This window comes from Methylomonas montana, assembly GCF_030490285.1.
GTDB lineage: Bacteria > Pseudomonadota > Gammaproteobacteria > Methylococcales > Methylomonadaceae > Methylomonas > Methylomonas montana.
Genome location: NZ_CP129884.1, coordinates 2,188,192 through 2,200,778, shown reverse-complemented (window position 1 = coordinate 2,200,778; position 12,587 = coordinate 2,188,192). Strand labels below are relative to the sequence as shown.

General features: G+C 52.8%; 8 protein-coding genes and 1 pseudogene. 4 read left to right on the top strand and 5 right to left on the bottom strand.

Annotated elements, in window-relative coordinates; genetic code table 11:
* Positions 1 to 43: 43 nt before the first annotated feature.
* Positions 44 to 220, top strand: a pseudogene (locus QZJ86_RS10230) (NAD(P)(+) transhydrogenase (Re/Si-specific) subunit beta); the annotation flags it as partial.
* A gap of 98 nt (positions 221 to 318) precedes the next feature.
* Here the strand turns inward: QZJ86_RS10230 and QZJ86_RS10225 are convergent.
* Together QZJ86_RS10225 and QZJ86_RS10220 are read right to left on the bottom strand one after the other, a co-directional pair.
* Complete coding sequence (locus tag QZJ86_RS10225) at positions 319 to 1,659, bottom strand: diguanylate cyclase (RefSeq protein ID WP_301938691.1); 1,341 nt, start codon at positions 1,657 to 1,659, stop codon at positions 319 to 321.
* The gene (locus QZJ86_RS10220; RefSeq protein WP_301938689.1) at positions 1,656 to 3,452 is read right to left on the bottom strand and encodes an ATP-binding protein; all 1,797 of its coding nucleotides are present in this window, start codon (positions 3,450 to 3,452) and stop codon (positions 1,656 to 1,658) included. The genes QZJ86_RS10225 and QZJ86_RS10220 overlap by 4 nt, the downstream gene beginning before the upstream one ends.
* Positions 3,453 to 3,637: 185 nt before the next feature.
* Between QZJ86_RS10220 and QZJ86_RS10215 the strand changes: the two genes are divergently transcribed.
* The gene (locus tag QZJ86_RS10215) at positions 3,638 to 5,338 is read left to right on the top strand and encodes a glycoside hydrolase family 17 protein (protein ID WP_301938687.1); all 1,701 of its coding nucleotides are present in this window, start codon (positions 3,638 to 3,640) and stop codon (positions 5,336 to 5,338) included.
* 23 nt (positions 5,339 to 5,361) lie between these two features.
* On the opposite strand, the gene ilvA is transcribed toward QZJ86_RS10215, so the two are convergent.
* Positions 5,362 to 6,885 carry a threonine ammonia-lyase, biosynthetic gene (gene ilvA / locus QZJ86_RS10210; protein ID WP_301938686.1) on the bottom strand — a complete coding sequence of 508 codons (1,524 nt, stop codon included), beginning with the start codon at positions 6,883 to 6,885 and terminating at the stop codon, positions 5,362 to 5,364.
* A 215-nt stretch (positions 6,886 to 7,100) separates the two neighbouring features.
* Between ilvA and rpiA the strand changes: the two genes are divergently transcribed.
* Together rpiA and QZJ86_RS10200 are read left to right on the top strand one after the other, a co-directional pair.
* Positions 7,101 to 7,760 (top strand): ribose-5-phosphate isomerase RpiA, encoded by a 660-nt coding sequence (rpiA, locus tag QZJ86_RS10205; protein ID WP_301938685.1) that lies wholly within the window; start codon positions 7,101 to 7,103, stop codon positions 7,758 to 7,760.
* A gap of 221 nt (positions 7,761 to 7,981) precedes the next feature.
* Positions 7,982 to 9,655, top strand: a complete 1,674-nt coding sequence (locus tag QZJ86_RS10200; RefSeq protein ID WP_301938684.1) for a formate--tetrahydrofolate ligase — start codon at positions 7,982 to 7,984, stop codon at positions 9,653 to 9,655.
* A 305-nt stretch (positions 9,656 to 9,960) separates the two neighbouring features.
* Here QZJ86_RS10200 and QZJ86_RS10195 read toward each other — a convergent pair whose 3' ends face one another.
* Together QZJ86_RS10195 and QZJ86_RS10190 are read right to left on the bottom strand one after the other, a co-directional pair.
* On the bottom strand, positions 9,961 to 10,509 hold the full coding sequence (locus QZJ86_RS10195; protein ID WP_301938683.1) for a chemotaxis protein CheW: 549 nt from the start codon (positions 10,507 to 10,509) through the stop codon (positions 9,961 to 9,963).
* Between the two features lie 17 nt (positions 10,510 to 10,526).
* Complete coding sequence (locus QZJ86_RS10190) at positions 10,527 to 12,566, bottom strand: methyl-accepting chemotaxis protein (protein WP_301938680.1); 2,040 nt, start codon at positions 12,564 to 12,566, stop codon at positions 10,527 to 10,529.
* Between the last annotated feature and the right edge of the window lie 21 nt (positions 12,567 to 12,587).

Genomic DNA, 12,587 nt, shown 5'->3' with positions numbered 1-12,587 from the left:
GCCACCAGGCGATACAGATTGTCGCTGACGAGTCAACAAGAATGCCGGCATACCGGTACTGGAATGCTGGAAAAGCGGCACCACCATTGTGCTAAAACGCAGCATGGCCTCGGGTTATGCCGGCGTCGGCAATCCTTTGTTCGTCCACGAAAACACCCGGATGCTGTTCGGCGACACCAACGACAGGCTACAAGCCTTGTTGAAAGCCTTGCAAGGATAAGATAAGCGTGGTTTTTAACTGATGAAGGAGCCGGGCTTGCCGAGAAACGGCGAGCCCGGTTACCTATTGAGTCGGGATGGCCGACCGCTATTGCTCGTCTATCTCTTTTCCGCACAGACCCTGTTGCGTCCTTCATGCTTGGCCTGATACAGGGCTTGATCTGCACGATTAAGGAGCGACTCGATGCAGGTATCGCTGGCTGCCAAACTGGCCACACCTATCGAAGTTGTGAAGCGCAGCGCGGTTTGTGACGGCACGGGGATTTCTACTGCTTCGACAGCCAGACATAAACGCTGGGCAATCTCCAAAGCGCGTTGACTATCCGTTTCCGGCAACATGATGGCAAACTCTTCGCCGCCCAAGCGGCCTATCATATCCACCTCGCGTAACAGCATCAGGCAAACCTCCACCAACTTTTTCAACGCCAAATCGCCTACCGCGTGACCATATTGATCGTTAATGGTCTTGAAATGATCCAGATCGAGCATCAACATCGATAGCTCGCCGCCGTAGCGGCGAAGACGGGAAATTTCCTGACCGGCGTGTTCCAGAAAGTGACGGCGGCAGGCACAGCCTGTCAAAAAATCGATATTGGCTTGCTGCTCCAGCTGCCACTCCAGCTTCTTACGTTCGGTAATATCCTGAATGACACCTACCATGGTGATTTGATCATGCTGCGAAAGAGGCTGGACGGTTCCGAGTATTTTTGGTTGCCGGTCTCCACCCAAGTTTACGGCTTGCCCCTTGCCATGAATGACTCGAATCTCTCCGTTGGGTAGAACAATCCGATATTCCATTTCACACCAGTCTTGGTCCGATAAACGGCCCAGGCAGCAGGCCACACGTTCCCTATCATCGGGATGTATAGCTTGCAAAAAAGATTCGTGGGTTGCAGGACATGTTTGCGGCTCCAAACCGAAGATGCGGCAGGCTTCTTCGGACCAATAGAAGTGCCCCGCTTGGGCATCCCACTCCCAATGCCCCAGATGAGCGATAGCCTGTGCCATTTTCAAGCTGGCTTCGCTCTTACGCAATGATTCGGCAACACTTTTCAATTCCCGCAGCGACTGATTCAGCGCCACATGGGTTCTGACTCTGGCAATCACTTCTTCCCGTTGAAATGGCTTGACGATGTAGTCGATGCCACCCGTCTGAAACGCTTTTACTTTGTCTTCCAGATCGACCGCAGCACTGATGAATATCACGGGGATGTCCTTTAATTTTTCGCTGCCCTTGAGTCGTCGGCATACCTCAAAGCCATCCATGCCCGGCATTCGAATGTCTAGCAGAATCAATTCCGGAATTTCGGCTTCAACGGAACGCAACGCCAGTTCGCCATTATTAAAAGGACGCACCCGAAAACCTTCCGTACTCAAAATATCTTTTAGTAACTTCAATGCGGTGGGTTCGTCGTCGACGATGAGAATATTGCTGATCATGGTGGAGGTTGAGTCATGTCGGCATTCAAGGATTCCAGGACATTCAGAATTGGCAAGTAATTGAAGGATTGTAGATAGACGTTGAGTCCTTTAGCCAATCCGGCATCCAGCCGTTCGATGCGTTGCAACAGTCCGGCAAGCTGTTCGGTGTTACCGACGATCAACGCGTTTGTCAGCTCCCGGCGCAGTTCGTCCGGAAGTTTTGCGGCCGCCTCCGCCGAAAAGACTGTTTCGGCTTCGATAGGCGCCTGGCGCCGGCAAGTGAATTTGACGCCCAACAGCCTCGCCATGCAATCGAATATTTCTGCGGTCCGATAAGGTTTGCGAACGAAATCGTCCATGCCCACCGCCAACATTTCTTCGCGTTGCTCGGAAAAAGCCGAAGCGGTGACGGCGGCGATTTTAACGGCTTTGCCCTCGGCCAGCGCCCGAATCCGCTGGGTCGCCTCCAGTCCGTCCATCACCGGCATACGTCTATCCATCCAGATAAAATGCGGCCGAAAGGATTGAAACATCTCCACGCCTTCCGCGCCGTTTTTGGCGACTTCGGCGACAAATCCCGCTTCTTCCAATAAATGTCGCAGAAGTAGCCAGTTTTCCTGCTGATCTTCGACGATCAGCACTCGATATTCCGGCTGTCCAGCCGCCAACGCGACGCCGCCGTCGTTTGCCAGCTCATCGTTGGGCGCTTCGGCTGCCTCGGCGATCTGAACAGGCAGATTTAGCCGAAACAGAGTGCCTCTGTTCGGTTCGCTTTCTACATCAATGCTGCCGCCCATCAGATCCAGATATTCCCGGACAATGGGCAAGCCCAATCCGGTGCCTTTTTGCGTTGCCGATTTACCAACCTGAACGAAAGGCTGAAAGATACGTGTCAAATTCTCCTTGTCGATGCCGACGCCGCTATCCTCAACCTCAATCTGTAATCGGGGTATATCGTTAGCGTGTTGAAGACTTACTCGCAGACTCACGCCGCCCTGCTGGGTGAATTTGATGGCATTACCGACCAGATTGATGATGATCTGCCGCAGTTTATCGCTATCGGCGGTGACAAATTGAGGCAGCGTTGCCGACTGTTCCAATAAAACTTTCAGGCCTTTTTCTTCGGCACGAACTCGCATCATCGCGGCGACTTCTCTGAGCAGCGCCGCCAGGTCGAAAGACTTGGCATCCAAGACGATGCGGCCGGCTTCAATTTTGGCCATATCCAGCACATCGTTGATTAAATTGAGCAAATGCTCGCCGCTGCGATTGATGATGTCCAAATTTTCGCGCTGTTCTTTGGTAATGGCCGGGTCGTTACGCATCAAATTGGAAAAGCCAAGGATGGCATTGAGAGGCGTGCGTAATTCATGGCTCATGCTGGCTAGGAAAACGCTTTTGGCTGTATTGGCCGCTTCCGCCAGTTCCTGGGCGGCTTTCGCGCGGGCCTGCGCACGACGCATCGCTTCGGCGACGCCGGAAATCATCGTGCAATTGACCACAAAAACCGCCATGCCCAACCAATCGCCGGCATCGGAAATGAACGGGTGCCCGGTGGGAGACCAAAGCAAAATCACACTGGCGGACAAGGCCGTGGTCAGCAAACCTACCGGCAGTCCGCCACAGAGCGCGGCAATCATCACTGCCGGGTAGAATGTCACATAAGGAATGCGCAGCCCCAGCCCTTGCAAGGGCCATATCCGCAAAGCTGCCGCCGATAAAACAAGCAGCAAGGCAACCAGATAAGGCCACCCATCAGGAAGGCGAATGGTTTGTCGAGTTTCGCGGCTTTTATGCATAGCAGCAGACATACTGGCTATCCCTTTTCTCGGGCATTGAGGCTTCTCTGCAAATAATAGTTTTTCAGCAGAGTAAGTATTTACTGATAAGTATGTAATCATTGACTTACGAACGCAATGACCAATGGTCTTAATCACATAGCAAACTCTGTATAATCCTTAGGTAATTGATCTTAAAGCTCAGTGGCGACACCAGTATGCAAACCTTCAGAATCCTGATCTATCTTTTCTTAGTCGTCATCGCTCACGGCAGTTTCGATTGTTTTACCAATAGGCCTCAAGATGCCGGCACCGATGTGCCGTCCGGCAAATTGCGAAGCTTATCGTTTGCGCCTTTTCGGGACGGTTTTAGCCCGATAGAAGAAAAATTTCCGTTACCCGAGCATATCGACGAAGACTTAGGGTTGCTGGCGGATAAAACCTACAGTATTCGCACTTACTCGACACTCGGCGGCATGCAGCCTACTGCGGATTTCGCCCGCAAACATGGCGTGGAGATGCTGCAAGGCGGCTGGCTGGGTAACCACCAGGGCAGCAATCAAACCGAAATCGCGGCCTTGATCGAATCGGTCAACGCCAACCCGGACGTAGTGAAACGGATAATCGTCGGCAATGAGGTACTGCTACGCCGCGATATGGATGTCGACACCCTGATTGGCTATATTCGTCAGGTCAAACAAGCAGTCTCCCAACCGGTGTCCTATGCCGATGTCTGGTCGATTTACATGAAGTATCCTCAATTGATGCAGGAAGTGGATTTTATTACCATCCACATTCTGCCCTATTGGGAAGACGAGCCGGTGGCGATTGAACATGCGGCCGCGCATGTCGAGAAAATCGTCAAACAAGTCGCAGACAAAGCTCACAGCATGGGTCTGAACAAGCCTATCCTGATCGGCGAATCAGGCTGGCCGGCCGCCGGCCGCCAACGAGGTAACGCGGTACCCAGCGTAGTCAACGAGACTCGCTTTGTCCGTAGTCTGATCGAGGTTGCCAACCGTAACGGCATGGACTACAACATCGTCGAAGCCTTTAACCAACCCTGGAAAAGCAATCACGAAGGCGTAGTCGGCGCCAATTGGGGTTTAATGTCGATCGATCGGCAACCGATTTTTCCATTGACCGGGCGGGTTCATGAAAATCCGGATTGGTATTGGGAGTTTGCCTGGGCGACTGCCTTAATCATCTTGATAACGACGGCCTACATCAAAAAGCTGCGGTCTGTTTCTACGCCGCGTCTGCTGATCTTTTTAGTGCTGACACAAGTGTTGAGCGTTTGCCTGGTCACCTTGGCCGAGTTTCTGTGGCGCACCAGTTACAGTGATTGGCAACACGCTTATGCGGTGTTTATGGTGGCGGCTAATACGCTGTTGAGCGGCTTGCTGATCCAGCGTTTTTACAATCTTTTGAGCGGCAGCCCCGCTGCGCCGCCACTCGCCAGCTGGCTAAAATACAGTTACCTGTTCTTTATTCTGTTGGCGCTGTATAAAACTTATCATTTGGCTTTTAACGGCCGTTATCTGAGTTTTCCGGTCGAACAATTTACCATTCCTGCCGTAGGGGTCTTGGGATTGATTATTTGCCTGTGGATCGGCCGGCACCGGCTGGATACTCGCGCCTTGGCATTCGAGCGTTTGGTCGGTGGAGAAAACAGCAAACGCTACCATCGTAGCCTGGCCAGTCTATTAGGTTTCGGCATCGCCGGCGTGATCATCGGCGAAACCCACGAATTCATGGCCGCATACGACTTCATTCAAGCGCATCCGGATTTCAGCGAAGGCCTGCCCGTGGCATTGGGCTATACGCTCAATAATCAGCAACTGGTCAGTTGGCTGCTTTGTATCTTTGCGCTGTCCATCCCTTTCTGGAGCAACGGCACCGATGACGCCAGAGCTTAAACGATGCGCTTAGGCCCCGCTTTCTAGTCGTTCACGCCACCAGCAAACAATCGATAAGCCGGATTTTCGGTCTCCCGTCGATAAACCAGCCCCAATGCATTTAAGCCGTGTTCGAAAGCCTGGCATTTGGCTTCGGGAATTTGCAAACCGATCAGTACCTTGCCGAATGCAGCACCGTGATTGCGGTAATGAAACAGACTGATATTCCACTGGCTACCTAGCGACATCAAAAACTTCAGTAGCGCGCCTGGGCGTTCCGGAAATTGCAGGCTGTAAACCTGTTCCTTTAATTCGAACGGCGCGTGGCCGCCAACCATGTAGCGAATATGGTCCTTGGCCAATTCGTTGGCGGTCATATCGGTCACCGGAAAGCCTTCCTCAACTAAATGCTCGATCAGTTGCTGCCGATCGTTTTCCACCCCGCTGCTGCTGATGCCGACAAACACTTGCGCCATCTGGCTATCAAAATAGCGGTAATTGAATTCGGTGATGCTGCGCTTGCCGAGCATTTTGCAAAATTTCAAAAAGCTGCCCGGCACTTCGGGTATTGCCACCGCCAGCAAAATTTCGCGGTGCTCGCCGACCTGGGTGCGTTCGGCGACATAGCGTAAACGGTCGAAATTGATGTTGGCGCCGCTGTCGATCGCGATCAGCGTTTGTTGATGCAAGCCTTGCTGTTCGACATATTTCTTTAAACCCGCCACCGATAATGCGCCGGCCGGTTCGGCTACCGAGCGGGTATCGTCGAAAATATCCTTGATCGCCGAACAAATCTCGTCGGTGCTGACGGTGATCACCTGATCGACATATTGCCGGGCAATCCGAAACGGTTCCGCACCAATCTGCTTGACCGCGACACCGTCGGCGAACAAGCCGACCTGCTCCAAGATCACCCGCTGGTCGGCTTTCAGTGCCTGATTCAGACAGTCGGCATCATCCGGCTCGACGGCAATGATTTTGATTTCCGGTCTGACGAATTTGACGTAGGCCGCAATGCCTGCCACCAATCCGCCGCCACCGACCGGGACAAAGATCGCGTGAATATCGCCGTTATGCTGGCGCAAAATTTCCATCGCCACGGTGCCTTGACCGGCGATGACTTCTGGATCGTCATAAGGATGGATGAAGGTCATGCCTTTTTCGGCGACCAGTTCCATCGCATGGCTGTATGCCTCATCGTAGGAATCGCCGTGCAGCACAATTTTGGCGCCGCGCGCCTTGACCGATTTGACTTTAATTTCCGGGGTGGTTTTCGGCATCACGATCAAGGCTTTGATACCCAGCTTCTTGGCCGCCAAAGCCACGCCCTGGGCGTGATTGCCGGCCGACGCGGCAATCACGCCGGCAGCGGTTTGTTCGGCGGTCAACGAAGCGATCTTGTTGTAAGCGCCGCGTAGTTTGAAGGAAAAAACCGGCTGTAAATCCTCGCGCTTCAGATAGACTCGGTTGTTGACCCGTTCGGATAAGGTTGGGGCAAAATCCAACGGCGTTTCCTCGGCCACGTCGTAAACTTTTGCCCGTAATATTTTTTCTATGTATTTTTGCATGATTGTCCTCGGCAACTTGCTGAAGGACGGGATGGACTGTATACAGCTTGTTTATCGTCCCTGCGTTGCCTTTTATGCCTTGTAGCGTGGTCCGCCTAAGCCCTTGCCGTCTTAAAAACTGCTGAGAGATTAGCCTTAATCGGTTATTATCCCACACAATGACGGGTTCATCGCCGTGTCAGATTCATAAGAGCAAACCACCAGGACAACCAACAATGACTCAAGACGAATTAAAAAAACAAGTCGCCGAAGCTGCCCTCAAATATCTGAAAAATGTTCCCATCATCGGCATGGGTACCGGTTCCACCGTTACGCATTTGATCAATTTACTGGCCGATTGCGATTTTAAACGCGATATCGAAGGCGCGGTGTCCAGTTCCATCAAAACCACCGAACACTTGCAAAAAATCGGCATTCCAGTGCTGGATCTGAACCAAACCGGCGATCTTGAAGTGTATGTCGACGGTGCGGACGAAGTGACGCCGCACAAAAAAATGCTGAAAGGCGGCGGCGGCGCATTGACCCGAGAAAAAATCATCGGTGGTGCCAGCAAAAAATTCGTTTGCATCGTCGACGAAACCAAATGCGTGGATGTGATGGGCAAATTCCCGTTGCCTGTTGAAGTATTGCCGTTGGCGCGCAGCTATGTCGCCAGACAACTGGTCAAATTGGGCGGCCAACCCATCCTGCGCGAAAACTACATCACCGACAACCACTGCGAAATTCTGGATGTGCACAATCTGAGCATCATCGACCCAATCGCACTGGAAAAAACCATTAACAATATTCCAGGCGTGGTCACCAACGGCTTGTTCGCATTGCGCGGCGCCGACGTGGTATTGGTCGGCAAAGGCACGGAAGTCATTACCTTGTAAGTCACGCGTCCCAGTGCGACAGCAGCGGGTTAAGCCCGTCCGGACAACCGGTCGGCTTAACCCGTTTCTATTTCAGCCGGCATTCACTATTTCCGGTAAAACCCCTTGAAATTTCTGGCTGCTCAAGCCGTTGATCTCTACAATATTCGGCTATTTCGCGGCCACCGGCTGCGCCAGCATCATTGCAACGCCTAACCGAGAGTACTTTAGGAACTTACACCATGTCTGACATTGAAATTGCCCAACAGGCAAACATGCGCCCGATTATCGATTTAGCCGGCGAAACATTCGGCATTCCGGCCGAGCAGCTGGACCCGTTCGGCCACTACAAAGCTAAAATTTCGCTGGAATACGTCAATAGCCTGACCGATAAAACCGACGGCAAATTGATTTTAGTCACCGCGATCAGCCCGACCCCGGCCGGCGAAGGTAAAACCACCACCACGGTCGGCTTGGGCGATGCGCTGAACCGGATCGGTAAAAAAACCATAATCTGCCTACGCGAGCCTTCCTTGGGCCCCTGCTTCGGCGTCAAGGGCGGCGCGGCCGGCGGCGGTTATGCGCAAGTGGTGCCGATGGAAGACATCAATCTGCATTTCACCGGCGATTTCCATGCCATCGGCGTCGCCCACAACCTGCTGTCGGCCTTGATCGATAACCATATCAACCACGGAAACGCGCTGGACATAGACCCGCGCCGCATCCAGTGGAAACGGGTGGTGGACATGAACGACCGCGCCTTACGCAAGATCACGGTCGGCATGGGCGGACCGGCCAACGGTTATCTGCGCGAAGACGGTTTCGACATCGTCGTCGCCTCGGAAGTCATGGCGATCTTGTGTCTGGCCACCAGCCGCGCCGATTTGAAGGCGCGCCTGGGTCGCATCGTCATCGGCTACAAGTCCGATAAGGTCACACCGGTTTACGCCAGCGACCTGAAAGCTCATGGTGCGATGGCCGCTTTGCTGAAAGACGCTATCAAACCCAATCTGGTGCAAACCCTGGAAAACAATCTGGCGATCATCCACGGCGGCCCGTTCGCCAACATCGCTCACGGCTGCAACACCGTCACCGCCACCAAAACCGCGTTGAAACTGGCCGATTATGCGGTCACCGAAGCAGGATTCGGCGCCGATTTGGGCGCGGAGAAATTCCTGGACATTAAATGCCGAATGTCCGGACTGAAACCGTCGGCGGTCGTCTTGGTCGCCACGGTACGGGCGCTGAAATTCCATGGTGGTGTCGCCAAGGACGATTTGAACCAGGAAAACCTGGCAGCCCTGGAAAAAGGTTTTGCCAATCTAGAACGCCATCTGCATAACATCACCCATCACTACGGTCTACCCTGCGTAGTGAGTGTCAACCATTTCACCTTCGACACAGACGCCGAAATCAATCTGCTGAAATCCAAATGCGAAGCCTTGGGTGCGAAATGCGTGATCGCCAAACATTGGGCGCATGGTGGAGCCGGTGCCGAGGATCTGGCCCGCGAGGTGCTGAATATCGTCGATCACCGCGAACCGGGTTTCAGCTATGTTTACGATGACGAGCTACCGCTCTGGAACAAGATCGAAGCCATCACTACCAAGTTGTACGGTGCCGGCAGCGTCAGCGCCAGTCCGAAAGTCATGGGCGAAATCAAGGCCCTGCAAGCCAACTACGGGCATTTTCCGATCTGCATGGCCAAAACCCAGATGTCGTTCTCGACCAACGCCAATACCAAGGGCGCACCATCGGGCCATAATGTGGAAATCAGCGAAGTGCGGCTTGCGAACGGCGCCGGCTTCATCGTCGCCATCGCCGGCGATATGATGACCATGCCGGGTTTGCCGAAAGTGCCTGCCGCCGAACGCATCGACATCAGCGACGACGGCGTGATCAGCGGCTTGTTTTAAGCCTAACGGTAGGCGCCCAGCAAGGTCTGCCTACCGGTACAGAAAGGTTATTCCGCCTGCAACGAATAGACCAGCGCCGCGCAGGAACAATTGACGGGCTCCGGAACATAACCACGAAAACGCCGAGATGACCGAAAGATTGCGGCCAAGGCCGGCGAGCATGGCGGCGGCTTTTCGGTGCTCGCGGCCGAAGTACGTAAATTGGCCATACGCAGACTTATGGGAACTTCTAAACATGCCTGCATCATCAGCGGGGACTTAGGAAAACGATATATTCAGCCTCGAGATACCTAAAGATAATGTGATTAGGAACCGGCCGTTTCCAGCTGTTCTTGAGATTGCGTCAGATTGTTCAGCTGAGACAATTCTTCCAGCGACAACACCCGATTGATAGCCAGCAGGATAATAAACACATCATCGACGCGCGCCATCGCTTGAATGAAATCGGTGCGAATATCGGCGCCAAAATCCGGTGCCGGTTGAATGTTGGCGGAAGGAATTTCCAGAATCTCCCGAACTTCATCGACCAGCATGCCGATCAGTTGCGAGCCTTCGATAGCTTCGATCGCCACCAGCACGATACAACTGCGTTTGCTGATTTCGGCGCGGCGATTTTTCAGCCGCGCCGACAAGTCGATCACCGGCACCACATTGCCGCGCAAATTAATCACGCCGTAAATGAAATCCGGCGTTAACGGCACATGAGTGACATTCGTGATTTCGATAATTTCCTTGACGTCCAATATGCTGACAGCAAAACTTTCGTCGCCTACTAGAAAAGTCAAATACTGCCCGGCCTGTTCTTGTACGGCCAGGTTGGTATTGCCGGTTTGTTTTTGCATCAGATTGGCCATGGCCTGTTCTCCATCAACTAGAAACGCTCGAAATCCTGGTCGTTAAAATCCAAGGCAGCATCGCCCGCCACATTACTTCCTGCTGGTTTATTGGCGCGGATCGGTTTGGCTGGCGCTCGCGTTTGCCGAGAGCCCGGAGGCGTATTTCTACTGGAAGCGGGCGACCGATTACCGCTGTTATCAAGCTTAAAGAACGCGACCGCATGTTGCAATTGCGTCGCCTGACCATTCAACTCCTCGGAGGTGGCAGCCAATTCTTCGGCGCTGGCGGCGTTTTGCTGAGTGGCTTTATCCAATTGCCGCATTGCATCGTTGATTTGATTGATGCCGCTGGATTGCTCCATTGACGCCGCGTTGATCTCCTGTACCAAATCGGCGGTCTTGACGATATTGGGGACCACGGTGGCAATCAGGTTGCCAGCTTTTTCGGCTATCGCCACGCTATTGGTCGCCAGTTCGTTGATCTCCTCGGCAGTCACGCGGCTACTTTCGGCGAGTTTGCGTACCTCGGCGGCCACCACAGCAAAACCCTTGCCGTGCTCGCCGGCGGACGCCGCTTCGATGGCGGCATTCAGCGACAATAGATTAGTCTTGTAAGCAATATCCTCGATCTGGCCGATTTTCTTGGCGATATTTTTCATCGCCTTGACGGTTTCATTGACTGCGTCGCCGCCATCGCGGGCCTCGCCGGCCGACTTGGTCGCCATTTGCTCGGTGACATGGGCATTTTCGGTGTTTTGCTGAACCGAGGCGTTGAGTTGCTCGATCGACGAGGTGGTTTCTTCGACGCTGGAAGCTTGCTCGGTAGCCATCTGGCTCATCGATTGGGCGGTGGCGCTGACTTGTTGGGAGGCGCTGGCCAATGTATCGGAGTTAGAGCGTACTTGAGCAACGACCTGGCTGAGCTTATCGCGCATGTCACGCAATGCTTGCGCCAGTTGGCCAATTTCGTCTTTGCCGTTGACATCCAATTTCGCTGTCAAATCGCCTTCCGCTAGCGATTTGGCAAACTGAACGCCGACGGTGATCGGCATGGTGATCATATTTGCCAAGAACATTGCGATGATAATACCCAAGATCAATGCGGCAACAATGGTACCGACGATGATTTTGTTGGCGTCGCTGACCAAAGTTTCTGCTTGAGTGCGAGCCACGCCTAACTGCGTATAACCGGCTTCTTCGGCAGTTTGCGCCTGTTTGATGACGTTGGCACCAAGATCGGCCATGTCTTTGAGTATGGTTTTAAGTTGATCGTCATTGGCGATCCAGGTCTGAGCCGCTTGCTGATATTCACGAGCCAAATCGAGCGTTTCGGCAATATTCTTTTTGCTCTCTTCACTGTTGGCTAGCTTTGCCTGCTCATCGAACATGGCAATCAATTCAGGCAGCCAGACCTGCATTTGTTTCCAGGCCACCCTATCCTTGTAATTGACCTCTTCCTTCTCGGCGCGCATGATCTCCATGGCTTTGATATAGGCCTGAGTGGAACCGATATAGCGCTGAACATAATGATCCAGCTCCTGTTGATTGGCTCCTCCCTTCGCCATTACCTCCTTATAACGATTCACCTGCTTTTTCAGATCGGAATCGACCGCTTTGGCCACGGCATTGCCTTTTTCCACCATAGTTTCGACCGCCTTTTTATTGGCTTTCAATGCTGCGACACCGGCGCGGTACTTATCGGCATATTTTGCCGTGCCTTCACGAGCTGTTTTGGATTGGGTTAGCAATTCGTTATTGTTATATTGCTTAGCAACTTGGTCGACCTTATCCAAATACTCATTCAGTTTTTTGACATTATCCTCGGCTCGCTGGTGAATTTCGTCTTCTTCAAACAGCAGGTAGTTTTTCTCTTCCATGATGGTTGCCAAGGCCATCCTTTCCACGCCGGTCGCATATTCCACCGACTTGCCGTTATTGTCGGTAATACCAAATAACGCACCGGACACATCGCCGATATAGATTTTGGCCAAAAGTCCGAAACCAATGGTAATCGTCACTAACAGCATCGCACCCGTTAAGATTTTTGTTTTTATTTTCAGGTCGTTAATATTCATGAACTTTTCCTCTGTTATGAA